Origin of the sequence: Bradyrhizobium sp. USDA 223 (assembly GCF_044909005.1) — a bacterium.
GTDB lineage: Bacteria > Pseudomonadota > Alphaproteobacteria > Rhizobiales > Xanthobacteraceae > Bradyrhizobium > Bradyrhizobium yuanmingense.
In genome coordinates, this window is sequence record NZ_JBIYDR010000001.1 from 3,892,524 (window position 1) to 3,917,626 (window position 25,103).

A 25,103-nucleotide genomic window follows, 5' to 3' on the forward strand; every position below is an offset into this window, starting at 1 on the left:
AGGGGAAACGCACATGCCGGTACCGCAACATGTCTTCGAACCGCCGTTCAACATCATCCGCTCCAGCCACGTCGTGCTCGACGTCACCGACCTGAAGCTGAGCCGCGAGTTCTACGAGACCATTGTCGGCCTGCATGTCGAGGACGCCGACGAAGAGGCCGTCTACCTGCGCGCGGCCGAGGAGCACCAGCATCACTCGCTGGTGCTGCGCAAGGCCGCGGTGCCGGCTTGCGCCCGGCTCGGCTTCAAGGTCGGCAACGACAAAGATCTCGACAAGGCCGCCACGTTCCTGTCCGAGAACGGCCTCGCCTACGCCTTCGTCGACCAGCCGTTCCAGGGCCGCACGCTGCAATTCACCGATCCCTTCGGCTTTAGAATCGAGCTCTACGCGGCGATGGAGCGGCGGCCGCATCTCCTGCGCCGCTACGACCTCTACCGGGGCTGCCACCCGCAGCGGCTGGATCACTTCAACGTCTTCGCGGCCGAAGTGCAGGACACGATGGAATTCTACGCCCGGCTCGGTTTTCGCCTCACCGAATATGCCGAGGAGGACGGGCCGAACGGGCGCATCGCCGCGGCCTGGATGCATCGCAAGGGCAATGTCCACGATTTTGCGATCACCAACGGCAAGGGGCCGCGCCTCCATCACTTCGCCTACTGGACGCCGACGGCGATGAACATCATCCATCTCTGCGACGTCATGGCTTCGCAAGGTTTTGTGAAGAACATCGAGCGCGGGCCGGGACGCCATGGCATCTCGAACGCGTTCTTCCTCTATGTGCGCGATCCCGACGGACACCGCCTCGAGCTCTACACCAGCGACTATTTCACCGGAGATCACGACCACGAGCCGCTGCGCTGGTCGCTGCGCGATCCGCGCCGCCAGACGCTGTGGGGCGCCCCGGCGCCGCGGTCCTGGTTCGAGCAGGGCTCGCCGTTCACGGGCCAAGCCGTGCGCGAGCCGAAATTCGTGGCCGATGTGCTGGTGGCGGACTGATGAAGCTGCCTCGTCTCGCCACCTATTCCGTCAAGGGTGAAACCAAGTACGGCGCCGTTCTGGAAGGCGGCATCGTCGATCTCTCCGCGCGCTATGCCCAGACCTATCCGACGCTGCGCGAGGTGATCGCGTCCGGAAAGCTCGTGAGCCTTGCAGAGGAAGCCGCTGGTCGCACGCCGGTTCACGCACTCAGCGAGATCACCTGGTTGCCGCCGGTCCCGGCACCGGAGAAGATCATCTGCATCGGCGTCAACTATCCTGATCGTAACGCCGAGTACAAGGACGGCCAGGAGGCGCCGAAATATCCCAGCATGTTCATGCGCTCGCCCCGCTCCTTCGTCGGCCACGACACGCCGCTGGTGCGCCCGCGCGCCTCGGCGCAGCTCGACTATGAGGGCGAGATCGTGCTGGTGATCGGCAAGCAAGGCCGGCACATTCCCGAAAGCGCCGCGCTCGATCACATCGCCGCGCTGACGCTCTGCAACGAGGGCTCGGTGCGTGACTGGCTGCGCCACGCCAAGTTCAACGTGACGCAGGGCAAGAACTTCGATTCCAGCGGCAGCCTCGGCCCGTGGCTGGTGCCCTACACGCGGGAATCGCAGATCGCGGACGTCAGGCTCACCACGCATGTCAACGGCGAGCTCAGGCAGGACGATCGCACCAGCCGGCTGATGTTTCCGTTCCGCTATCTCCTGAACTATATCTCGACCTTCGCAACCCTGGTCCCCGGCGATATCATCGTCACGGGCACGCCGACCGGCGCCGGTGCGCGGTTCGATCCGCCGCGCTATCTGAAGCCTGGCGATGTCGTCGAGGTCGAGGCCGAGGGGATCGGGCGCTTGCGCAACGGCGTGATCGACGAAGCCTGAACAACAAGCGAAATGGAATAACCAAATGACCAGCCTCTCCGGCGGCGAAGCGATCGTAAGCGGGCTTGTCGCCCACGGCGTCGACACCGTGTTCGGCCTGCCCGGCGCGCAGGTCTACGGCCTGTTCGACGCGTTCCACCAGGCCCAGCTCAAGGTGATCGGCGCGCGGCACGAGCAGGCCTGCGGCTACATGGCATTCGGCTATGCGCGCTCCAGCGGCCGGCCCGGCGTGTTCAGCGTGGTACCCGGCCCGGGCGTGCTCAATGCCAGCGCCGCGCTGCTCACCGCGTTCGGCTGCAACGAGCCGGTGCTGTGCGTCACCGGCCAGGTGCCGACTTCGTTCCTGGGCAAGGGTCGCGGCCATCTGCATGAGATGCCGGACCAACTCGCGACCTTGCGCACCTATGTGAAATGGGCCGAGCGCATCGAATATCCCGGCGATGCGCCGACGATCGTCGCGCGCGCTTTCCAGGAGATGATGTCGGGACGGCGCGGCCCCGCGTCGGTCGAGATGCCCTGGGACGTCTTCACCCAGCGTGCCGACGCGGCGCCTGCGAAGGTGCTGGAGCCTCTGCCGGCGCCGCAGCCTGATCCTGATATGATCAAGCAGGCCGCCGCGCTCATCAGGACCAGCAAGGCGCCGATGATCTTCGTCGGCAGCGGCGCGATCGAAGCGGGTGAGGAAATCCTCGAGCTCGCCGAGATGATCGATGCGCCCGTGGTCGCCTTCCGCAGCGGCCGCGGCATCGTCTCCAATGCGCACGAGCTCGGGCTCACTATGGCCGCGGCCTACAGGCTGTGGCCGAATACCGATCTCATGATCGGCATCGGCACACGGCTTGAGCTGCCGACCATGTCGCGCTGGCCGTATCGGCCCACTGGCCTGAAGAGCATCCGCATCGACATCGATCCGGTCGAGATGCGGCGGTTCTCGTCGGACACCGCGATCGTCGCCGATGCCAAGACCGCGACCCGCGATCTCGCCGCCGCCGTTCGCAGGGCCGGCTACAGCAAGACTTCCGGACGGCGCGGCACGATCCGCGAGGCCACCGCGGCCGCGCAAGCCGAGATCCAGCGGGTTCAGCCGCAGATGGCCTATCTCAACATCCTGCGCGAGGTACTGCCGGCAGATGCGATCGTCACCGACGAACTGTCGCAGGTCGGCTTCGCCTCCTGGTACGGCTTTCCAATCTACCAGCCGCGCACCTTCATCACCTCGGGCTACCAGGGCACGCTCGGCTCGGGTTTCCCGACCGCGCTCGGCGCCAAGGTCGCCAATCCCGACAAGCCGGTCGTCGCCATCACCGGGGACGGCGGCTTCATGTTCGGCGTGCAGGAGCTTGCCACCGCCGTGCAGTTCAACATCGGCGTGGTGACGCTGGTGTTCAACAACAACGCCTACGGCAATGTCCGCCGCGACCAACGCCAGCATTTCGATGGCCGAGTGGTGGCGTCCGACCTCGTCAATCCGGATTTCGTCAAGCTCGCGGAATCCTTTGGCGTGACTGCTGCGCGCGTCACCGCGCCGGAGCAATTCAAGGCGGCGATGGAGAAGGCGCTCGGCCACGGCGGGCCGGTGCTGATTTCCGTCGAGGTGCCCCGGGATTCCGAAGTCAGCCCGTGGGCCTTCATTCACCCGCCGAAGCCTTGAGGCGAAATGGCTTTAGGTTGAATCGATTGTCGCGGCTTGTTCACCTCTCCCGCTTGCGGGAGAGGTCGCGCCGAAGGCGCGGGTGAGGGCTTTCTCCTCTTGGGGATTGTCCCATTGCGGAAGCACCCTCTCCCCAACCCTCTCCCGCAAGCGGGAGAGGGAGCGTACCTCCGTCGTTGCGCGATCAAGCCTAATTCATCGCGCTTTAGACGCGCCCTGCAGCCGCGCGGCTGCAATCACCAGCAGACCGGCGCCCGCGACCGACCAGCAGGCGACCGGCGCCCAGTGCAGCAGCGGCGCGTATTCCGGCATCTTCTGCAGGCCGCCGGCAACCGCGGCCATCCGCGCGAAGGTGCCGAGGGCGAGCGCGGAGAAGACGAGGCCCGTGACCTTGCCTTCCGCGCCGGTCGAGCCGATCGCGAGCGCAGCCGAGACCGCGCTCATCAGCATGCAGCCCCAGGCAGCTCCGGCGAGAAATTGCGCGGCGATCAGCGTGTTGAGATTGCCGGCGAATTCGGCCGCCGCAATCGCCACCGCACCGAACAGGCCGGCGGCGCCCATCACGACGAGGCCGCCGCGATGCTTGACGATCAGGCTTGCCGGAAACATCGCGATGTTGAAGCCGATCCAAAACACCGGCATCAGCCATTGCAGGTCGCCGGGAGCTGCAAAGCGCAGATAGAACGGCGCGCTGTTCATGGCAAAGTGCAGCTGGTAGCCGAGTGCGAGCGTGATCATCGCGACGATGAAGGCGATTGGGACGAGACCGAGCGGCTTTGCCGCTTCGTCCGGTGTGGGCGGCACGGTCTCGCGCGCCACGTCATGCTCGATCCTGGATAGCCCGAGCGCGGTCAGAAGCAGCACCACGCTGGAGATCACGAACGGCAACCGCGCATCGTGCTCGCGCAGCACCACGCCGAGATAGGGGGAGACCGCGCCGGCGATGCCGTAGCCGAGCATGGCGAGCGCTGCGAGGAACGGCACCTGCGGCTTGGCGCGGTATTTGCCGAGCAAGGTCAGCGGCGGCACGCGCAGCGCCGAGGAGGTGATCGACCAGATCACGATCAGCGCGATGAACCAGCCCTGCGCCGCCGCGCCGGCTCCGGCAACGAAGGGCAGCGCGACGAAGGCGCCGCAGGAGATCGCGGTCACGAGGGCGACGAACAGGCCGAGCCTGCCGACATGGGGCGCGAGCTTGTCGGCGGCTACTCCCATCGCGGTATCGGCAATGGTGAAGATCGCCTGATCCAGCATCAGGATGAGGATCACGGTGGACGGCGCGATGCCGACATCGGCGGCGAGCTTTGGCAGGTAGACGACGTAGGTGGTCCAGCCCAGCGTGAACACCAATTGCAGCACCCCGAGATACAGCCCCGTGCGGTTCGCCGTGCCCGTGCCGGCCGAGCTCTGTGTGGTCGTCATGTCGCCGCCTCCCCGCCCCAAGCTTAGACGAGCGAGGGCTGCGAGGAAACGCGTCAGCGCGTCCTGCGGAAGGTCAGGTTGATCCGCTTCCGGCCGAGCAGCGGATGCTCGCCGTCGGCGAGCGGCGCCACGCCGTGATAGGCGAGCCTGCTGGCCCCGCCCCAGACCACGACGTCGCCATGGACGAGCCGGAAGCGGCGCGGCTTGTCATTGCGCGCGAGGCCGCCGAACAGGAAGGTCGCGGGCAGCCCGAGCGAGACCGAGACGATCGGCGCGGAATAGTCCAGCTCGTCCTTGTCCTGATGCAGCGACAGCCTCGTGCCCGGCTCGTAGCGGTTGACGAGGCAGGCATCGGGGGCAAAGCCTTCAAAGCCGCCCTGCTCCGCGGCGCGGCGGGCGAGATCGGCGAACAGCGGCGGCATCGCCGGCCATGGCGCACCGGTGCGCGGATCGATGGGATCGTAGCGATAGCCGGTGTGATCGGTGATCCAGCCCCGCTCGCCGCAATTGGTCATCGCCACCGACATCAGGTGGCCGCCCGGCGTCGTCATCCGCCGGAACGGCGACTGCGCCACGATGGCGCGGACCGCGTCGATCAGCCCGCTCTCGATCGGCTTGACGAAGCCGCGCAGCAGCACGGCACCGTCGGCGATCTTTTCGCGCGATGGCTGCGCCTCGGCGAGGCTGTCGAACAGATCACCCGTCAATCGCAGCGCTCATTTGGCATCGTGGAAGATCACACCCAGCGTGTGGCGCCGGCCGGATCTGATCCGGCTGACGCCGTGGCGCAGATTAACGCGGTAGGTGCCGCGTGTCCCCTGCACCGGACGATGATGCACAGCGAAGGCGACCGCATCGCCCTGTGCCAGCGGCACCACCTCGGCCCGCGACTGCATGCGCGGACGCTGCTCGGTCAGCACGAACTCGCCGCCGCTGAAATCGCGTCCGGGGTCGGACAGCAGGATCGCGACCTGGAGCGGGAACACGTGCTCGCCATAGAGGTCCTGGTGCAGGCAATTGTAGTCGCCAGCCTCATATTGCAGCAGCAGGGGCGTCGGCCGCGTCTGCCCGGCGTCGTGGCAGCGCTTCAGGAACGCCGCATGTGTGCCGGGATAGCGGATGTCGATCCCCATCGCCTCATTCCAGCGATTGGCGACGGCTTGCAGGTGCGCGTAGAGCGCGGGGCGGAGCTGCGCGATCAGTTCGGGCAACGGATAGGCGAAGTACTTGTACTCGCCGCGGCCAAAGCCGTGGCGGCCCATCACGATGCGGCTGCGGAAGTGCGCATCGTCCGGGTAGAGCGCGGCAATGGCGCCGCATTGGGCAGGCGTCAGCAGGTTCTTCAGCACGGCGCAGCCTTGGGAGTCGAGCTCGGCGGTGATTTGGGGCCAGTCGAGGGCGTCGACGTGGCCGGCGAGGTCGGCTGTTTCATCGAGAGCGGAAACGAGTTTCGCGATGGCCATGGCGATGATCCTATCCATCCGTCATTCCGGGGCGCGATGCAGTCGCGAGCCCGGAATCCATAACCACGATCGGGAGTATGGATTCCGGGCTCGCGCCCAAGTGGGCGCGCCCCGGAATGACGGGAGCGGGTGTCGCAGATCCCGGGCGCCACAACCACCCGATTTCCGATGATCGTCTCCCCGTCATTGCGAGGAGCCCTTGCGACGAAGCAATCCAGACTGGTTCCGCGGAGAGAGCCTGGATTGCTTCGCTTCGCTCGCAATGACGCGGAGAGGGATCAGCCCCTCACCGGCAGTTTCGTAGGGTGGGCAAAGGCGCTCTTGCGCCGTGCCCACGTCTTCGCAATACGTGGGCACGCTTCGCTTTGCCCACCCTACGGGGCCGTCGCTTGTGGAGCGAGTTACCCCCGCACCGGCAGCGTCACCACGTCGTAGCCGTGCCGGATCGTCCGCTTCAGCACGGGATCTTCCAGCTCGAAATCGAACCGATCTGCGGGGCGGATGCCGCCCTTGGCGGCGAAGGTGCCGCCGAACATGGCGCAGCCGTCGGGGAACTTGCTACCGTCAAAGCCGCGCGCGATGAGGTCGGCGACCGGCAGCATCGCGTCCAGCGTGCCCTCTTGGTAGAGCACGCGCTCGCCCTTGATGGTGGCGTAGGAGCGCAGGATCATCTTGTCCCAATGGCCGATGACGTCCTCGAGCTGCCACAGCGCCGAGGCGATCGGCTTGTCGCACATCTGCTTGGAGACCGTGACGCTGTAGGCCTCGACCTTGCGGTCGGTGTGATCCGAGCCGCAGCCGACGAAGATGCGGCCCTGCCAGCCGATCAGCACGAACTCGACCTCGCCGCTAGAATCGCCGCCGGTGCATTCGATGCTGTCCTCCTGGGTCAGCCGCCGCGCCGAGGCGCGGTAGTAGATCGGCGTCGAGGCCGGGCGGGCGATGCCCATCTCCTCCAGCTCGGCGATGTGCTTGTCGCGCGCGACCGTGTCGCGGCCGGTCCAGCCGGCGATGACCAGCTGGTCGATCGCCAGCGTTAGGGGCGTGGTGGTGTCCTGGGCATCGACGGTGAAAGTGAGATCAAACACGAATGACGGCCTCCATGCCGGCAGCAAGCTCGAAGATACGGCGGTCCGAGCCGCCTGCGCCCGCCAGCATCAGGCCGACGGGAATGTCGCCCTCGCGATGACAGGGCAGCGAGATGGCGCAACCGTCGATCAGGTTGATCAGGCTGCAATTGCGCAAGGCGCGGATGTTCTCGCGGGTGAACGCCTGATCGTCGGCGAGGTCGGCGATCTTCGGCGGTGTGTTGGGCGTGGTCGGCAGCACCAGCGCATCATAGGGCGCGATGCGCGCATTGACGCGCGCGATCAGCGAGCGGCGTTCGTTGAGCAGGTCGATGTAGTCGGCCGCGCTCTGCGCCTCGCCGCGCATGATGCGCACCGCGACCCTGGGATCGTAGACGTCGCCCTTGGCCGTGATGAGATAGCGGTGCCAGGCATAGCTCTCGGAGGCCGCAAAACCGCCCTTGGCGTTCATCGGGCCGACGTCATGGAACTCCGCCATCTCGATACGCTCGACGATGGCGCCGTGATCGGACAGCGTCTTCAGCGCGCGCTCGAAGGTCTTGGCCACCTCGGCGTCGAGGTCATCGAGCGCGATCGTGGTGGGCACCGCAAGGCGCATGCCCTGGATCGGCCGCGGCCTCAAGGCGACGATCGGCTCATTGGCGAGCACGGCATCGAGTATGGCACAGCAGCTGACCGATCGTGCGAGCGGTCCGATGCTGTCGAGCGAGAATGAAAGCGGCACCGAGCCGTCGAGCGGCACGCGGCGCTGCGTCGGCTTGTAGCCGACGATGCCGTTGAAGGCGGCCGGAATCCGGCAGGAGCCGCCGGTGTCGGTGCCGAGCGCGCCATGCGCCATGCCGTCGAGCACGGACACCGCCGCGCCGGCGGACGAGCCGCCGGGCACGTGGCCTTCGGACCGGTTCCAAGCTCCCTTCGGCGTGCCATAATGCGGATTGATGCCGATGCCGGAATACGCGAACTCGGTCATGTTGGTGCGACCGATCACGACGAAGCCGGCCTTTCGCAGCCGCGCCACCGTCGCGGCATCGTGCTCGGCCGGGGCTGAGTCATCCAGCGCGCGCGAGCCGGCGCGCGTCACCTGGCCCTTGATGTCGAACAGATCCTTGATCGAGATCGGGATGCCGGCATAGCGCGACGGCGCCGCCTTGGCCTTGCGCAAGGCATCCATCGCATCGGCGGCGGCGAGCGCGGCGTCCTTGTCGACATGGATGAAGGCGCGCTGGCCCTCGCCCGCGGGGTCGGCGATCCTGGCGAGGCAGGCCTCGACCAATTTGCGGGAGGTGGTGCGGCCGCTTTCGAGATCTTCGGCGAGCTGCGCCAGTGTCGGAAAATCGGGCATGTCTGTCTCACGGAATATTTCGCGCGCAATCTATAGCGCTGGCTCAGCTCGACACAAGCATTGTGCGCATGATGGCATGCATGCGCATTGCTGGACCGTTGACGCGCCATGGTCGATTGTCGCATCAAGTTCGAAACCGGCGGGCGCGAGGCCTGTCGCTCGGGAGTCTCTTGGGAGGAGCCGCCAACATGGCCGAACCGCAGCGCGCGCGACCGAAACCGACGCCGGAGACCCAGCACTTCTGGGACGGCACCAAGGCCGGCGAATTGCGCCTGCAGCGCTGCGATGCCTGTGCCCATGTCTACTTCCCGCCGCGCCCGTTCTGCCCCTCCTGCGCCTCGCGCAAGGTCAGCATCTTCAAAGCGAGCGGCAAGGGCATTCTCTACAGCTACGTGATCAACCATCGTCCGGCCGCGCCGGGCTTCACGCCGCCTTACGCCATCGCGGTGGTCGAGCTCGACGAGGGCCCGCGGATGATGAGCAACATCATCGACTGCCCGCAGACCCCCGAGGCGCTCGAACTCGACATGAAGCTCGAGGTCGCCTTCCAGGAGCTCGACGACAAGATCACCCTCCCCGTCTTCCGCCCGGCGAAGGGGTAAGGCCATGCGCAAGAACCAGGTTGCCGTCGTCGGCGCGGCCGAGACCACAGAGCTCGGTGTCATTCCCAACGCCTCGCAGCTCCAGCTGCATGCGGATGCCGCGCTCAACGCCATCGCCGATGCCGGGCTGAAGCTGTCCGACATCGACGGCTTCGCCACCGCGGTCGAAACGCCGCAGCAGGTCTGCCACTATCTCGGCATCAAGCCGACCTGGGTGGACGGCACCTCGGTCGGCGGCTGCTCCTTCATGCTGCATGTCCGCCACGCCGCGGCGGCGATCGAGGCGGGTCTGTGCAAGACGGTGCTGATCACCCACGCCGAGAGCGGCAAGTCGATGATCGGCAAACTGCCGCGCTCGACGCCGGCCGACAGCCTCAACGGCCAGTTCGAGGCTCCTTTCGGCGTCTATGGCCCGCCCAGCATGTTCCCGATTCCCGTGCTGCGTTTCATGAAGACCTACGGCATCACTCACGAGCAGCTGGCTTCGGTCGCGGTGGTGCAACGTGAGTGGGCGGCGAAGAATCCGCGCGCGATGATGAAGGAGCCGATCACGGTCGCCGACGTCCTCAACTCGCGCATGATCGCCTATCCGTTCCGGCTTCTGCAGTGCTGCCTCGTCACTGACGGCGGCGGCGCGCTGATCCTGACCTCGGCCGACCGCGCCAGGGATTTTCCGCGCAAGCCGGTCTACATCATGGGCACCGGCGAGAGCGTCGAGACGCCGATGGTCAGCCAGATGGAGACGTTCAACTCCTCGCGTGCCTTCAAGACCGCGGGGCCGCTCGCCTTCAAGGAGGCCGGCATCGCACACGGGGATGTCGACCATCTCATGATCTACGATGCGTTCGCGCATCTGCCGCTGTTCGGCCTCGGCGATCTCGGCTTCATGCCCTATGAGGAGACCGGCCAATTCATCGCCGACGGCAACACGCGGCCTGGGGCCAAGCTGCCGCTCAACACCAATGGCGGCGGCCTGTCCTACATGCACTCGGGCATGTACGGCATGTACGCGCTGCAGGAGAGCGTGCGCCAGATGCGCGGCATCGCGCCGGCACAGGTGCCGAACGCGAAGATTTCGGTGTGCCACGGTGTCGGCGGCATGTTCGCCGCGAGTGGCACGATCGTGTTCACGAACGAGAGGTAACCCGCTGCTCGCCTCTCCCTCTCCCCGTTCTTGCGGGGAGAGGGCTGGGGTGAGGGGCCTCTCTCCACGGATGAGATGGCCGCGAGACCTGTACCCCCTCACCCGGATCGCATCTTCGATGCGCTCCGACCTCTCCCCGCAAGCGGGGCGAGGTAAGAAACGCCGGAACGCATAGCGGAGAACCCACATGAGCAAATCACTGCAAGACAAGGTCATCATCGTCACCGGCGCAGGCCGCGGTATCGGGCGCGAGATTGCGCTTCTGTGCGCGGCCGAGGGCGCCAAGGTCGTCGTCAACGATCCCGGCGGAGCCGCCGACGGCGCTGGTGCGAACGCGGCGCCCGCCGAGGAGGTGGTCGAGGAGATCAAGAAGCGCGGCGGCACGGCCGTCGCCAATTTCGAAAGCGTCGCGGAAGCTATTCCCGCCAGCAAGATCGTGAAGACCGCAACCGATCATTTCGGCCGGCTCGACGGCGTCGTCAACAATGCCGGCATCCTGCGCGACATGATCTTCCACAAGATGAGCGTGGAAGCGTTCGAGGCCGTCATCAAGGTGCATCTGATGGGCTCGTTCTACGTCAGCCACGCCGCAGCGCGCATCTTCCGCGAGCAGGAGTCGGGCTCGTTCGTGCACTTCACCTCGACCTCCGGCCTGATCGGCAACTTCGGCCAAGCCAATTACGCGGCGGCCAAGCTCGGCATCGTCGGACTGTCGAAGTCGATCGCGCTCGACATGGGGCGCTTCAACGTCCGCTCCAACTGCGTCTCGCCGTTCGCCTGGACCCGCATGATCGGCACCATCCCGACCGAGACCGACGCCGAGAAGGCGCGCGTCGAGAAGATCAAGCAGATGGGCCCGGAGAAGATCGCGCCGCTCTGCGGCTACCTGCTCGGCGATTCCGCCAAGGACGTTACCGGCCAGATCTTTGGCGTGCGCATGAATGAGATCTTCCTGTTCAGCCAGAACCGTCCGATCCGCTCGGTGCAGCGGAGCGAAGGCTGGACGCCGCAGTCGATCGCCGAACACGGCATGCCGGCGCTGAAGGGCTCGTTCTACAAGCTCGACCGCTCCGCCGACATCTTCACCTGGGACCCGGTGTAAGGTAGCGCGAATCGGGAGTGGCGAATGGCGAATAGGGTTTCTATTCGCTACTCGCCATTTGCAACTCGCCCTACCCCGTATTCCGCAACCCCGCCGAGATGCCGTTGATGGTCAGCTGGATCCCGCGCAGCACCTGCTCGTCGGGGTTCTGCGCGCGGTGCTCTCTCAAGAGCTCGACCTGCACGTGGTTGAGCGGATCGAGATAGGGGAAGCGGTGGCGGACGGAGCGCTCCAGCAGCGGGTTGCCCTGGAGCAATCGGTCCTGGCCCATGATATCGAGCAGCGTTTCGATGCAGGAATGCCATTCGCGGCGAATGCGGCCGAAGATCTTCTCACGCAAGGCTTCGTCCGGCACCAGCTCGGCATAGCGCGAGGCAATCGCGATCGAGCTTTTCGCCAGCACCATGTCCATGTTCGACAGCAGCATGCGGAAGAACGGCCATTCCTGGTAGAGCTCTTTCAGGAACGGCATGCCCTGCTCTGGATGCTCCGCGATCCACTGTTCGACCGCGCTGCCGAAGCCGTACCAGCCCGGTAGCATCAATCGGCATTGCGCCCAGGAGAACACCCAGGGAATCGCGCGGAGGTCCTCAATCGCGCGGGTCTTCTTGCGCGAGGCCGGACGGCTGCCGATGTTGAGCGTGGCGATCTCGTTGATGACGGTGGACGACCAGAAGTAATCGACGAAGCCTTCGGTCTCGTAGACGAGGCCGCGATAGGCCTTGAAGGCGAGGTTCGAGAGTTCGTCCATCGCGGTCAGATATTCGCGGCGCGGCGCGCTCTGGCGTGGATGCAGGAGACTCGCCTCCAGCGTCGCGGCGGCGAGGATCTCCAGATTGTTGCGGCCGACCTCGGCGTTGGAATATTTCGACGAGATGATCTCGCCCTGCTCGGTGATGCGGATCTGGCCGTTCACCGCGCCGCCGGGCTGCGCGATGATGGCGTCATAGCTCGGCCCGCCGCCGCGCCCCACGGAGCCGCCGCGGCCGTGGAACAGGCGTAAGCGCACGTGGTGCCGCTCGAACACTTCGACGAGGCCGATCTCGGCCTTGTAGAGCTCCCAGCCCGAGGTGACGAAGCCGCCGTCCTTGTTGCTGTCGGAGTACCCAAGCATGACCTCCTGCACGCTGCCGCGGCTGTCGACGAGCCGGCGGTAATCGTGCAACGACAGCATGCGGTCCATGATGCTGCTCGAAGCCTGCAAGTCTTCGATGGTCTCGAACAGCGGCACGATGTTGATGGCGCTGCGGCCGGAGGGATGGACGAGGCCGACCTCCTTCAGGAGCACGGCGACCTCGAGCATGTCCGACATGCCCTTGCACATTGAGATGATGCATTGGGGAATGGCGTCCGAGCCGAATTTCGCATGCGCTTCCGCGGCGGCATGGAACACGTTGAGCTCGCCCATGGTCTCGTCGCTGTATTTGACGAAGGGCGAGACCAGCGCGCGCGTCGAGCGTAGCTCGTTGGTCAGCAGCGAGATGCGGGCATCCTCGCCGAGCGCGAGATAGGACATGCCGGGATTGGCGGCGTCGATCAGCTCGGCGATGGTGCGCTCGTGGATGGCCGAGTTCTGACGGATGTCGAGCCGGGCCAGGTGAAAGCCGAAGCAATCCACCGCGCGGCGCAAGAGCCGCAGTCGACCGCGGGCGATGACGCGGGCGTTGTTGGAGATCAGCGAGCGATGCAGCACGTCGAGATCGGCCAGCAACTCCCTCACGCTCTCGTAAGGCGCCGCTTTGCCGACAGGCCGGCGCGTGATCTCGACTTCGAGCTTTTCAGCCGTCGCGGTGAGACGGGCATAGATGCCTGATACCGCGAGGCGATAGGGCTCGCCGCTCCGGTGCGGCGAGGTGTCCGGCGAGCGCTCGGCAAGCGTTCGCAGCTCCTCGGAGACGTCGGCGAGATGGGCTGCGATCGACAGCTCCGCGCCGAGCACGTGCAGCTCGTTCAGATAGAACTGCATCACCCGGCTCGACTGCAGCCGCAGCGTGCCGCGCATGACGTCGGCAGTGACGAACGGGTTGCCGTCGCGGTCGCCGCCGATCCAGCTGCCCATGCGCAGGAACGAGGCGAGCTCGCCGGCCGCCTGCTCGCCGCCCTCCTCCAGCCGATCCTCCAGCGCGTTGATGAGCCGCGGCACCTCGCGCAGGAAGGTGTAGTCGTAGAACGACAGGCCGTTGGCGACCTCATCCAGCACGGTGAGCTTGGTCCGGCGCAACAGGTTAGTCTGCCACAGCGTCAGCACCTCGCGGCGGAGTTGCTCGTCGCTGGCAGCCGCCTCCTCCTCGGTCATGGTGACGCGCTCGCGGCGGTCGAGCAGGGCTGCGATCTCCATCTCGCGGTCCATGGTGCTCTTGCGGCGAACTTCGGTCGGATGCGCGGTCAGCACCGGGCTGACCAGCGCGGTCTTGAAGAAGGTGCGAAGCTGGTCGGAACCAATGCCCGCCGCCTTGGCGTGCGCCAGTGTCTCCGCCAGCACGCCGGAGCCGCCATTCTGGGCCGCCGCGCGCGCGCGCATCTGTCGAATGTTGTTCTGGTCCTCGGCGATGTTGGCGAGGTGCGAGAAATAGCTGAAGGCGCGGACGATCCGCACCGTCTCGGAGGTCGACATGCTGTCGAGGATCTGCTCGAGCTCGCGGCGGGCGAGCCGGTCCTCGTCGCGGTGGAATCTGATCGAGGTCTGGCGGATGCGCTCGACCAGGTCGAACACGTCGGCCCCCTCCTGGTCGCGCACGGTGTCGCCGAGGATGCGTCCGAGCAGGCGGATGTCGTCCCGCAGCCGGGCATCGGCCTCCATCGCCTGGACATCCTCAGGGCGGTTGGGGCGCTGCTCAGTGCTGTCGGATGGTACGGTCTGGAGGGACATGGCTCGCTCCCCTGCTCGCGCCCTTGGCGGCCCGGTCCGACGGAGTGTGCGATATTTTTCTACCGCAGTGCAAGATGAAGTTGGGGCGACGCACCGTGGATCGGAGTGCGACGATCTCGTGTCCCGGACAAGCAGCAACGCCCCTTAGCGTTGCTGCGCAGAGCCGGGCCCCAGGAGCCTCAGGCACATCGCCGCAATGGGCAGCGCACCACGCCGCGAAGGTGCGGCGCACTGCGCTGCGTCCGGGGCGAGAAAATAGCTGGTCGAATAATAAGCATGCCTTCGCGGTCTCGCGGGGCAGGCGCCCGAAGTTTTGCTGTCCGTTTCGCCCTCATCGAGAAGTAAGGGCGCAGGGAAGGCCGGGCGCCAGCCGGCACCCAAGGTCCGCACGCGACAAGACGCACGCGGGGTGACCACAGGTGATGCCGGAACATCCCGGCCTTCCCTGCGCAATGGTTTTACGGCTTATGGCGCGCTCTCCCCGGGGAGCGATGCACTATTGCCCCCGTTGCCTTGAGGATCACTGATGCGCGCACCCGGTCGGGCCGCTTCACCACCGCAAGCCTTGACGCACAGAACCCGGGCGTCAGGACCACACGCTTTTGCCGTCCGCGAACGTCCCTCCCGGACAGTCGGAAGCTCGCGCGTGCTCGCCCCCAATGCCGAAAAGCAACGCTGTGACCACACCGTGTCGTGCCGCGGATCGCGATGGCTCACGGGTTTGCCCGCCCTGCCATCCCGTCACGCGCCGGCGCTGCCGCGTCCATCGCATCCCGGCCTACGTATCGTGACGATCGCGAAACGTCCCTTTGACGAGCCGGGATGTGCTGCGGTTTACCCGAAACAGCGAATTCGGTCAATCAGAATATTTGCACTCCCGCCACTTGACCTGCATTGGCGTGTTTTGCCCGTCGGGCAACGCGAGGCATGGTGTGCGCCGCATCGCCTGGACGCGTCCGGCCGCAGCCAAAGGCGCCCCCCGGCGTCTGGTTTGCCACCGACAGCCAGCGCAACAAACGAATGGAGGTTCGTCGCCGAAGGGTCAAAGAGCTGACGTCTCGCCCATGTCCAAATCCAGCGCTTGCTGCGGCCAGAAAGCAAGATGACAACTTGCGGCGATGGTGGCAGAATGATGACAGACGTGGTTTGAAGACTTGGCGATCAAGAACAACGAAGAAAATAGTTCGCCGCGGTCACGTTGTCCAAGGGAGGAGATAGCTCATGAAACGCATGTTTCTGGGGTTGGTCGCCGTTGCCCTGATCGCTTCGGCGTTTGTCGTATCCACCACAACAGTCATGGCGCAGACGAAGGTGTTGAAGATGCAGGCCACATGGCCGGCGTCGCTCACGCTCTATGACAACTTCACCTATTTCGTCGACCGAGTGAACAAGCTGTCAGCCGGCGCGCTGAAGATCGAGGCGATGCCCGCCGGCCAGGTCGTGCCGGCGTTCGAGGTGCTGGACGCAACCAACAAGAAGGTGCTCGACGGAGCGCATGCGTGGGCCGGCTACTGGACCGGCAAGAACAAGACCGCGATCCTGTTCACCGGCGGTCCCGGCGGCACCTTCGGCATGGACTTCATGGACGTGATGGGTTGGCTCTATCACGGCGGCGGCCTCGAGCTTTACAACGAGTTTTATCAGAAGGAGCTCAAGCTCAACCTCGTCGTGTTTCCAATCCTGCCTGCAGGGCCGCAGGCGTTCGGCTGGTTCAAGAAGCCGATCCAGACGGTCGAGGACATGAAGGGCATGAAATGCCGCCAGACCGGCATGGCCGGCGAAGTGTGGCAGGCGCTCGGCTTCACGGTGGTCAACATGCCGGGCGGAGAAATCATTCCCTCCGCGCAACGCGGCGTGATCGATTGCGCCGAATGGGTCGGTGGCATCGAGGACATGCAGCTCGGCTTCCACAATGTCTGGAAGTATCACTATTCACCCGGCTTGCATGAGAACGTGACGGTCGGCGAGCTCGTGATCAACGGCGATGTGTGGAAGGAGCTCAGCCCGCAACATCAGGAGATCATCAAGTCGGCGGCCAACGAGACATTCCTCGTCTGGTGGACCAAGTGGCAGCGCCAGAACGCCGATGCGCTGATTGAGATGCAGCAGAAGCACGGCGTACAGATCCTCCGCACGCCGACGGAGATCCTGCTGGCCTTCATCAAGAAGTGGGACGAGATCGCGGCGGCCGAGGGCGCCAAGAACCCGTTCTTCAAGAAGGTGCACGACTCGCAGAAGGCGTATGCCAGCGCTGTGGTGCCGTACAAGAGGTCTTACTTCCCGCCATACTCCTTCATGGCGAACTACTACTTCCCAACCGAGAAATAGGACTTCCTCCGAGGGCGGCCGATTTGACCGCCCTCAATTCGCACGCAGGCGGCCTGCTTGCGCCGCACGAGTGATCGGCGACAGGAGCGAGGCATGGCTGAGATAACAGGCGGGCAGCCACCGGCGCTTCTGGCTATCATCAGGATGATCGACGGCTTCACCGACCGGACCGGCACGATCATCTCGTGGCTCTCGGTGCCGCTGGTTTTCGCCGTCGCCTACGAGGTTGGAGCGCGTTACCTGTTCAACGCGCCGACCATATGGGCCTACGACGCAACCTACATGCTGTACGGCTCGCTCTTCATGCTTGGCGCCGCTTACGCGCTGCACAAGGGTGCTCATATCCGTACCGACTTCTTCTGGGAGAAGTTCTCGATCCGTAGGAAGGGCTGGATCGATACGATCTCCTACGTCGTCTTCTTCTTCCCGAGCCTGATCATGCTGTTCCTGATCAGCTGGAACGAATTTCACTACGCCTGGCTGATCAACGAGACTTCGGACCAGACTCCCTGGCGGCCCGTGCTGTGGCCGTTCAAATTCGTCGTGCCGCTCGCCTGCCTCCTGCTGCTGGTCCAGGGCGTGTCCGAGTTGATCAAGAGCATCTACATGGCGCGCACCGGCGTCGAGCTGGAGCATAAGGAGAAAGTCGAGATATGACCGCAGAAGCGCTCATCGGCCTCATCATGCTGCTGGTGCTGCTGGGCGCGATCTTCATCGGTGTGCCGATCTCGTTCACGTTGCTGTTTCTCGCCTTCTCGTTCGGCTACTGGGGCATGGGCGGGACGGTCTTCGAGCTTGGTTACTTCCAGACCATCGGCATGATGAAGGAAGAACTTCTCGCCGCCGTACCGCTGTTCATCTTCATGGGCTTCATCACCGAGCAGGCGGGACTCATGGAGCGCCTTTTTACGGCGTTCCGCATGCTGCTTGCGCCGGTGCGCGGCGCGCTCTTCCTCGTCGTCATCCTGACCTCGACCGTGTTCGCGATGGCGACAGGCATCGTCGGCGCAGCCGTTACCGTTCTTGGCATCATGGCATCGCCGATCATGACGAAGGCGGGCTATGATGCCAAGCTTTCAGCGGGCACCATCACGGCGGGCGGCACGCTCGGTATTCTCATTCCCCCGTCGGTCATGCTGATCGTGATGGGGCCGGTGCTCGGGGTTTCGGTCGCCGATCTCTATGCTGCAGCCTTCGGACCGGGCTTTCTGCTGGCCGGCATCTACATCATCTATCTGATGGGCCGCTCCTTCATCAATCCCAAGCTCGGGCCGCCAGTGCCAAAGGATGAGCGGATCTACTCCGCTGGATACATTGCACGCGAGGTCGCCGTCGGCACGCTGCCGCTGCTCGGGCTCATCACGGCGACGCTCGGCTCGATCATCGGGGGGCTTGCGACGCCGACGGAGGCCGCCGGCATCGGCAGCGTCGGCGCGCTGATCCTGGCCATCGCATATCGCAGGTTCTCGCTCAGCGGACTGCAACGGGCGCTGATCTCGACGATGGCGACGTCGAGCATGGTCCTCCTGCTGGCGGTCACGTCGAACATTTTCGGTGCGGTGTTCGCCCGCCTTGGCTCGGCGAACTGGATCACCGAGACGATGCTCGGCCTGCAGTTGCCGCCGAGCCTCATGCTGATTGTCGTGCTCCTTCTCATTTTCCTGCTGGGATGGCCGTTTGAGTGGCCGGCCATCATCCTGGTGTTTCTGCCGATCTTCTATCCTGTCGTGAAAGGCATGGGCATCGACCTCATATGGTTCGGAGCGTTGGTTGCGGTGGTGCTGCAGACCGCCTTCCTGTCGCCGCCCGTCGCCATGTCAGCGTACTATCTCAAGCAGGTGGTCAAGGGCTGGAGTCTCGGAACGATCTACGCTGGCATGTTCCAGTTCATGGTGCTGCAGGTGATCTGCGTTGGCCTGATGATTGCCTTCCCCGGCATTGCGACCTGGTTCCCGCACACGCTGCATGAAGCATCTCGCAGCCAGGTGATCCCGGAGGAGTACAGAAAAATCCTGGAACAGCAGAAACAAGCACCGTCCCTGGAAGACGAGGACTGGTTGACACCAAAAAAGAAGTAGCCCGCGCGATTGAGTCCGCGACAGCGCCACACGGCTCCGCTCTGCCGCCGAACGACGTTGAGGCAACGTCCTAAGCCGGCACGATCACCTTGCCGATCGGCCAGAGCGCGATGCCGGCGAGCTTGAGGTGGGCCCAGGCGAAGGGGATGCCGATGATGGTGACGGCCAGGACCAGCGCGGTCAGGAGGTGACCGAGCGCCAGCCACCAGCCGGCGAGCACGAACCAGATGATATTGCCGATCACCCCGAGCGGGCCGGTGCCGATATCCTCGACACCGGTCACCTCGTAGCGGCTGACTGCTCGCGAGCCGAACGGCAGCAGCGTGTAGACGGCGATGTTGAACGCCGCCCGCGCCCAGGGCAGGCCGATGATGGTAATCGCCATGACGATCGCGGCGATCAACCAGCCGAACGTCATCCAGGCGCCGCCGATGAGGATCCAGAGGATGTTGAGAAGGATGGAAACGGGGGCCATGGGACGATCCGGAGGTGGTGATCCCATTCATATAGGCTCGGAATTTGTCCGCGCCAGGACGCTTCAGGGCGCGCAAGGTGAAGCCCGGAGCGCCGCATAACCCGGGATGATCTCTCCGCAGTCTCGTAGGGTGGGCAAAGGCGCCCTTGCGCCGTGCCCACGAACTGCCTTCGGAAGCGAACTTGGTGGGCACGCCTCCGCCTTCGCTCTTCGAGCGACGGCGGACGCTTTGCCCACCCTACGGCTATCAAGCAGGGCTAGATCTTCCGGCCCGCCTGCTCCCAATAGGGATCGCGCAGGCGGCGTTTGAAGATTTTTCCGGAATCTTCGCGCGGCAGGCCAGTGCGGATCTCGATGTGCTTGGGTACCTTGTAGTCGGCCAGATGCGTCTTCAGGCTCGCGCGAACGTCGGTGGCCTCGAGCGTGACGCCGGGTTGCGGCTCGACCACGGCCATCAGCGCCTCGCCGAACTCGGCGTCGGGGATGCCGAACACGGCGCAATCATGCACGCCGGGCACCGCATGCAGCACGGATTCGATCTCGGCCGGGTAGATGTTGACGCCCCCTGATATCACCATGTCACGCTTGCGGTCGCAGATGAAGACGTAGCCGTCTTCATCGATATAGCCGACGTCGCCGGAGGTGATGAAGCCGTCGCGGTCGATCTCGGCGCGCTTCTCCGGCTTGTTGTGATAGGTGAAATCGGCCATCTCGGCCATGCGCGAATAGATCTCGCCGATCTCGCCGACGCCGAGTACGCGTCCGTCGTCGCCGATGAAGCGCAGCTCGGCGCCCGGCGAAATCTTGCCGACGGTGCCGGGCTTCTTCAGCGCATCCTCGGAGGTCGCGAAGGTCACGGCGCTGGATTCGGTCGAGCCGTAGAACTCGTAGATCACCGGCCCCCACCATTCGATCATGGCACGCTTGACGTCGGCCGGACACGGCGCGGCGGCATGGATGACGTGGCGCAGCGAGGAGACGTCGTACGTCCTGCGCACCTCCTCGGGCAGCTTCATCAGGCGGATGAACATGGTCGGCACCATGAAGATGGTATCGATCTTGTAGCGCTCGATCGCCTGCAGAAATTCCTCCGCCTCGAAGCGCGGCATCAGCACCAGCACCCCGCCGAGCTTGCCGGCGCGGATGCCGAACGAGTTCGGCGCGGAATGATAGAGCGGCCCCGGCAGCAATGCGCGGGCGCCGGGCTTGAGTCCATAGATCATCGCACGCATGCGCTCACCGGCAGCCTGCTGCTCCGGCGTCGGCGCGTTGCGGCGGACGCCCTTGGGATGGCCTGTCGTGCCCGACGTGTAGATCATGTTCATGGGCTGCGGCACGATCGGGCCGTCATAGGGCGGGTGTTGCGCGAGCCAGGCTTCGAAATCGATCGCGAAGTCCGGCGTCTTCAGATGACCCGGATCGATCTTGTAGTTGGAGCGGATTTCCGGCGGCGTCGGCACGCTGAGCACGGTGACGCCATGCGGGATCGCATCGCGCAAGCCATGCAGCATGTCGGCATGGGCGATCAGGACCGCGGTGCCGGAATCCTTCAGGATGTAATTGATCTCCTCCGGCTTGAAGTGCCAGTTGATCGGCACGCCATAGGCGCCCAGCCGCATCGCGGCATAGGCGGCTTCGAGGAAGGCGATGTCGTTGCGCATCAGCATGCAGACGCTATCGCCCTGGCGGACGCCGATCTTGGCGAGGCCGGCCGCGATGCGGTCGGCGCGCTCAGTGACCTCGACGTGAGAGCGGCGGCGCTCGCCGGAGACGATGCCGAGGAAGGGGGAGGTTTGGCTCATTGTTGTTTTTCTTTGTTGTTGTTTGTGCCGTCATTCCGGGTCGATGCGCAGCATCGAACCCGGAATCCATTTCACAGCGAACGATGCGGCTCGATGGATGCCGGGCCTGCGCCTACGGCGGATCCCGGAATGACCCAAAGCTAATCCGCAAAATTCGGCGCGCGCTTCTCCAGGTTGGCGCGCACCGCCTCGGTCTGGTTGGGGCTGCCGATCAGCTTCTGCTGCTCGACGGATTCGGCGAGCAGCGCCGGGCCCGGATCGACCGAGAGATTGTTCAGCATCCGCTTGGCCGCGCGGATCGCATCGGGGCTTTTCCCTGCGATCTCGCGCGCGACCTCAAGCGCCGCAGCGCGCGGATCGTCGCAGATGCGCGTGGCGAGGCCGTAAGCCAGCGCCTCCTGCGCCGAGAAGATCCGCCCGGTGTAGGTGAGATCGCGCAGGATGTCGTCGCGCACCAGCGAGGCCAGGATCGGCGTGCCAGCCATGTCGGGCACGAGGCCCCATTTGATCTCCATGATCGACATGCGCGCATCCGAGCTGAGAAAGCGCATGTCGGCACCGAGCGAGAGCTGGAAGCCGCCACCGAAGGCGACGCCGTGCACGGCCGCGATCACAGGCATCGGTAGCTGGCGCCAGCCCCACACCGCCTGTTGCGCGAAGTTGGCCTTGCCATAGGTGCGCACCGTGAGATCGCGATTTTCGCCACCCGGAATTCCGTTGCCGCCCTTCTCCTTCATAGCGGCAAAACCGCCCCATGTCCAGCCCGGCGCAGAAGGCGCGGCCTTCGCCCGAGAGCACGACGGCGCGCACGCTCTTCTCCTTCGACAGCCGGTCGGTTGCGGCGACGAGGGCCTCGAACATGGGCTGATCCAGCGCGTTCATCTTGTCGGCGCGCACCAGGCGCACATCGGCGACGCCTTCCGAGATCGAGATCGAGACGCGGTCGTCCATGGACGAATTCTCCCCTAGTTCTTGCCTGTTCTTGTTCAGTGCCGCTTTACAGGACGCCGGCGGCCGGATTTAGTCAATCGACCAATTAACTGACAATCGCGACAGAGGAAACAGCCATGTTCAAGGAAAATCTTCTGGCCAGCCGGCGCATCCTCGTGACCGGCGGCGGCACCGGTCTCGGCAAGTCGATGGCGGCGCGGTTTCTCCAGCTCGGCGCCGAGGTGCACATTTGCGGTCGGCGCAAGATCGTGTGCGACGAGACCGCAACCGAGCTGATGGATCTCTACGGCGGCCGCGTCACCAGCCACGGCGTCGACATCCGCAACGCGCTCGCGGTCGAGGAGATGATCGAGACCATCTTCCGCGATGGCCCCCTCACCGATCTCATCAACAATGCGGCCGGCAATTTCATCTCGCGAACCGAGGAGCTCTCGCCGCGCGGCTTCGATGCGGTCGCCAACATCGTCATGCACGGCACGTTCTACGTGACCCATGCGGTCGGCAAGCGCTGGATCGCGTTGAAGCAGCCCGGCAACGTCGTCTCGATCACCACGACCTGGGTGCGCAACGGCTCGCCTTACGTGGTGCCCTCGGCGATGAGCAAGTCGGCGATCCACGCCATGACGATGTCGCTTGCCACCGAATGGGGACGACACGGCATCCGCCTCAACACCATCGCCCCGGGCGAGATCCCGACCGAGGGCATGAGCAAGCGCATCAAGCCCGGTGACGAAGCCGGCGCGCGCACCAAGGCGATGAACCCGATGGGCCGGGTCGGCACCATGGAGGAACTGCAGAACGTGGCCGTGTTCCTGATCTCCGGCGGCTGCGACTGGATCAACGGCGAGACCATCGCCATGGACGGCGCCCAGGCGCTCGCCATGGGCGGCAACTTCTACCAGCTCCGCGACTGGAGCGACGACGACTGGAAGACCGCGCGCGAGAGCATCATGGCGCAGAACGAGAAGGACCGCGCGAAGCGGGGGTGACGCTTTTCCGTGCCCCGGACGAAGCGCAGCGCGTCCCCGGCGATGCGAAGCATCGTCCGGTGCGACGTGGTGCGCTGCTGAGCCGGGGCCCAACTCTCTCAACGCACATTGCAGCATGCTGGGTCCCGGCTCTGCAGCGCATCACTTCGTGCTGCGCAGCGTCCGGGACATGAAACCGCAGCCGATCTTGTCCCATCTTGTCTTCACCCGCGGATGACGCCACACTCCCCGGCATAAAAACAAACGCCTGCGGGAGAAACATGTCCACACAGCCATTGGCGAACCTCGCCGACATGGTGCGCGAGCGTGCGAAGAGCCGCGGCAGCGCTATTGCCTATGAATTCGAGGGCCGCACCACCAGCTTCGCCGAGTTCGACGCCAAGACCAACAAGGTCGCGAACGCGCTCCTCGCAATGGGCGTGAAGAAGGGCGACCGCATCGCCTATCTCGGCAAGAACAGCGACATCTATTTCGAGCTCCTGATGGGCGCGATGAAGGGTGGCGTCGTGATGGCGCCGGTGAACTGGCGGCTAGCAGGGCCCGAGGTCGCCTTCATCGTTTCAGATTGCAACGCGCCGGTGCTTTTCGTGGGACCGGAGTTCATCACGCTCGTCCGCCAGATCAGGGATCAGATACCAAGCGTCCGCACCATCATCACCACCGAGGGCGGCGCGCCGGAATGGCCGGATTTTACGGCATGGCGCGATGCGCAGAGCGGCGATGATCCGAAGGTGCCGATCGACACCCGCGACATCGCGATCCAGCTCTACACGTCGGGCACGACGGGCAAGCCGAAGGGCGCGATGTTGTCGCATGCCAACTTCCTCAACCTGGTGCAATCAGGCAACGCCGAGGACAAGCCGGAGTGGAACCGGTGGTCGACCGACGACGTGTCGTTGGTGGCCATGCCGGTGTTCCATATCGGTGGCTCCGGCTGGGGTGTGATGGGACTCTATCACGGCGCCCGCGGGGTGATCGCACGCGAGTTCGACCCGACCAAGGTTTTGGACTTCTTCGAGCAGTCGGGCATCACAAAACTGTTCATGGTGCCGGCGGCGATGCAATTCGTGGTGCGGCAGCCGCGCGCCAGGACGGTCGACTTCTCGCGGCTAAAATACATGCTGTACGGCGCCTCGCCGATCCCCGCAGCGCTGCTGAAGGAATGCATCGACGTCTTCAAATGCGGCTTCGTGCAATTGTACGGCATGACCGAGACCACCGGCACCATCGTCGCGCTGCCGCCGGAGGATCACGTCGAGGGGCTGGAGCGGATGCGCTCGGCCGGCAAGGCGCTGCCGGGCGTGGAGATCGCGATTCTGGACGTGGACGGCAAGCCGCTGCCGCCGCGGCAGGTCGGCGAAATCGCAACGCGCTCGGGCTCCAACATGGCGGGCTACTGGAACCTGCCGGAGGCGACCGCATCCACGCTGCGCAGCGACGGCTGGCTGCGCACCGGCGATGCCGGCTACATGGACGAGGACGGCTATCTCTACATCCACGACCGCATCAAGGACATGATCATCTCCGGCGGCGAGAACATCTACCCCGCCGAGGTCGAGAGCGCGCTGTGCGATCATCCTGACGTCGCCGAAGCCGCCGTGATCGGCGTGCCCGACGAGAAATGGGGCGAAGCAGTGAAGGCGATGGTGGTGATGAAGCCGGGCAAGCAGGCGACCGCGACCGACATCATCAACTTCACCCGGACCCGCATCGCCGGCTACAAGACGCCGAAGAGCGTGGAGTTTTTGCCGGCGCTGCCGCGGAATCCGAGCGGCAAGATTTTGCGCAGGCAATTGCGCGAGCCGTATTGGGCGGGGAAGGATCGGCGGGTGAATTGATCCGCGGTGCCGTAGGGTGGGCAAAGGCGCAAAGCGCCGTGCCCACCATCTCTCTACGCTTGATGCTTGCGGATAGAGGTGGTGGGCACGCTT

19 protein-coding genes and 1 pseudogene are annotated in these 25,103 nt (G+C 65.0%); 11 read left to right on the plus strand and 9 right to left on the minus strand.

The features are described from left to right. Positions 1 to 13: 13 nt before the first annotated feature. From hpaD to ABIA40_RS17975, 3 genes are read left to right on the plus strand one after another with little or no spacing between them, the layout of a single operon-like run. Positions 14 to 997 carry a 3,4-dihydroxyphenylacetate 2,3-dioxygenase gene (hpaD, locus tag ABIA40_RS17965; protein WP_157281281.1) on the plus strand — a complete coding sequence of 328 codons (984 nt, stop codon included), beginning with the start codon at positions 14 to 16 and terminating at the stop codon, positions 995 to 997. Then, positions 997 to 1,866 (plus strand): fumarylacetoacetate hydrolase family protein, encoded by an 870-nt coding sequence (locus ABIA40_RS17970; RefSeq protein WP_157281278.1) that lies wholly within the window; start codon positions 997 to 999, stop codon positions 1,864 to 1,866. The genes hpaD and ABIA40_RS17970 overlap by 1 nt, the downstream gene beginning before the upstream one ends. Before the next feature lie 25 nt (positions 1,867 to 1,891). Then, on the plus strand, positions 1,892 to 3,517 hold the full coding sequence (locus ABIA40_RS17975) for a thiamine pyrophosphate-dependent enzyme (RefSeq protein ID WP_271545311.1): 1,626 nt from the start codon (positions 1,892 to 1,894) through the stop codon (positions 3,515 to 3,517). 195 nt (positions 3,518 to 3,712) lie between these two features. Here the strand turns inward: ABIA40_RS17975 and ABIA40_RS17980 are convergent, their stop codons facing one another. From ABIA40_RS17980 to ABIA40_RS18000, 5 genes are all read right to left on the minus strand, one after another. Further along, entirely contained in the window at positions 3,713 to 4,939 is a 1,227-nt protein-coding gene (locus tag ABIA40_RS17980) for an MFS transporter (protein WP_404542513.1), read from the minus strand. Positions 4,940 to 4,992: 53 nt separating this feature from the next. Then, positions 4,993 to 5,646, minus strand: coding sequence for a DNA oxidative demethylase AlkB (gene alkB, locus ABIA40_RS17985; RefSeq protein WP_404542515.1), 654 nt, complete (start codon positions 5,644 to 5,646; stop codon positions 4,993 to 4,995). A 9-nt stretch (positions 5,647 to 5,655) separates the two neighbouring features. Continuing rightward, positions 5,656 to 6,402, minus strand: coding sequence for a 2OG-Fe(II) oxygenase (locus tag ABIA40_RS17990; protein ID WP_404542517.1), 747 nt, complete (start codon positions 6,400 to 6,402; stop codon positions 5,656 to 5,658). Positions 6,403 to 6,803: 401 nt separating this feature from the next. After that, positions 6,804 to 7,490 (minus strand): DUF2848 domain-containing protein, encoded by a 687-nt coding sequence (locus tag ABIA40_RS17995; RefSeq protein WP_404542519.1) that lies wholly within the window; start codon positions 7,488 to 7,490, stop codon positions 6,804 to 6,806. Further along, complete coding sequence (locus ABIA40_RS18000) at positions 7,483 to 8,832, minus strand: amidase (protein ID WP_404542522.1); 1,350 nt, start codon at positions 8,830 to 8,832, stop codon at positions 7,483 to 7,485. The genes ABIA40_RS17995 and ABIA40_RS18000 overlap by 8 nt, the downstream gene beginning before the upstream one ends. A 188-nt stretch (positions 8,833 to 9,020) precedes the next feature. Here ABIA40_RS18000 and ABIA40_RS18005 point away from each other — a divergent pair, with 188 nt between their 5' ends. The 3 genes from ABIA40_RS18005 to ABIA40_RS18015 all read left to right on the plus strand — a co-directional run bounded on the left by ABIA40_RS18005 (position 9,021) and on the right by ABIA40_RS18015 (position 11,680). After that, complete coding sequence (locus tag ABIA40_RS18005; protein ID WP_275496592.1) at positions 9,021 to 9,434, plus strand: Zn-ribbon domain-containing OB-fold protein; 414 nt, start codon at positions 9,021 to 9,023, stop codon at positions 9,432 to 9,434. Positions 9,435 to 9,438: 4 nt separating this feature from the next. Continuing rightward, positions 9,439 to 10,578, plus strand: coding sequence for a thiolase C-terminal domain-containing protein (locus ABIA40_RS18010; RefSeq protein ID WP_275496593.1), 1,140 nt, complete (start codon positions 9,439 to 9,441; stop codon positions 10,576 to 10,578). 187 nt (positions 10,579 to 10,765) lie between these two features. Next, on the plus strand, positions 10,766 to 11,680 hold the full coding sequence (locus ABIA40_RS18015) for an SDR family NAD(P)-dependent oxidoreductase (protein WP_109144458.1): 915 nt from the start codon (positions 10,766 to 10,768) through the stop codon (positions 11,678 to 11,680). A 70-nt stretch (positions 11,681 to 11,750) separates the two neighbouring features. Here the strand turns inward: ABIA40_RS18015 and ppc are convergent, their stop codons facing one another. Beyond that, a complete protein-coding gene (ppc, locus tag ABIA40_RS18020; RefSeq protein ID WP_404542526.1) occupies positions 11,751 to 14,549 on the minus strand; it encodes a phosphoenolpyruvate carboxylase in 2,799 nt (932 codons plus the stop codon). Between the two features lie 1,221 nt (positions 14,550 to 15,770). Here ppc and ABIA40_RS18025 point away from each other — a divergent pair. The 3 genes from ABIA40_RS18025 to ABIA40_RS18035 all read left to right on the plus strand — a co-directional run bounded on the left by ABIA40_RS18025 (position 15,771) and on the right by ABIA40_RS18035 (position 18,955). Beyond that, a complete protein-coding gene (locus tag ABIA40_RS18025; RefSeq protein ID WP_271545320.1) occupies positions 15,771 to 16,877 on the plus strand; it encodes a TRAP transporter substrate-binding protein in 1,107 nt (368 codons plus the stop codon). A gap of 93 nt (positions 16,878 to 16,970) precedes the next feature. Continuing rightward, complete coding sequence (locus tag ABIA40_RS18030) at positions 16,971 to 17,534, plus strand: TRAP transporter small permease subunit (protein ID WP_271545321.1); 564 nt, start codon at positions 16,971 to 16,973, stop codon at positions 17,532 to 17,534. After that, positions 17,531 to 18,955: a TRAP transporter large permease subunit gene (locus ABIA40_RS18035; RefSeq protein WP_145627859.1), complete on the plus strand. Its 1,425-nt coding sequence runs from the start codon at positions 17,531 to 17,533 to the stop codon at positions 18,953 to 18,955. The genes ABIA40_RS18030 and ABIA40_RS18035 overlap by 4 nt, the downstream gene beginning before the upstream one ends. A 70-nt stretch (positions 18,956 to 19,025) precedes the next feature. Here ABIA40_RS18035 and ABIA40_RS18040 read toward each other — a convergent pair whose 3' ends face one another. The 3 genes and pseudogenes from ABIA40_RS18040 to ABIA40_RS18050 all read right to left on the minus strand — a co-directional run bounded on the left by ABIA40_RS18040 (position 19,026) and on the right by ABIA40_RS18050 (position 22,183). Next, positions 19,026 to 19,430, minus strand: coding sequence for a YccF domain-containing protein (locus ABIA40_RS18040; protein ID WP_404542528.1), 405 nt, complete (start codon positions 19,428 to 19,430; stop codon positions 19,026 to 19,028). Between the two features lie 257 nt (positions 19,431 to 19,687). Beyond that, positions 19,688 to 21,232 carry an acyl-CoA synthetase gene (locus ABIA40_RS18045; RefSeq protein WP_404542530.1) on the minus strand — a complete coding sequence of 515 codons (1,545 nt, stop codon included), beginning with the start codon at positions 21,230 to 21,232 and terminating at the stop codon, positions 19,688 to 19,690. A gap of 140 nt (positions 21,233 to 21,372) precedes the next feature. Beyond that, positions 21,373 to 22,183: pseudogene (locus ABIA40_RS18050) on the minus strand (crotonase/enoyl-CoA hydratase family protein). A gap of 116 nt (positions 22,184 to 22,299) precedes the next feature. Between ABIA40_RS18050 and ABIA40_RS18055 the strand changes: the two are divergent. After that, positions 22,300 to 23,172, plus strand: coding sequence for an SDR family oxidoreductase (locus tag ABIA40_RS18055; RefSeq protein ID WP_157281243.1), 873 nt, complete (start codon positions 22,300 to 22,302; stop codon positions 23,170 to 23,172). Between the two features lie 260 nt (positions 23,173 to 23,432). Beyond that, positions 23,433 to 25,010, plus strand: coding sequence for a fatty acid--CoA ligase (locus ABIA40_RS18060; protein ID WP_404542533.1), 1,578 nt, complete (start codon positions 23,433 to 23,435; stop codon positions 25,008 to 25,010). Positions 25,011 to 25,103 lie beyond the last annotated feature (93 nt).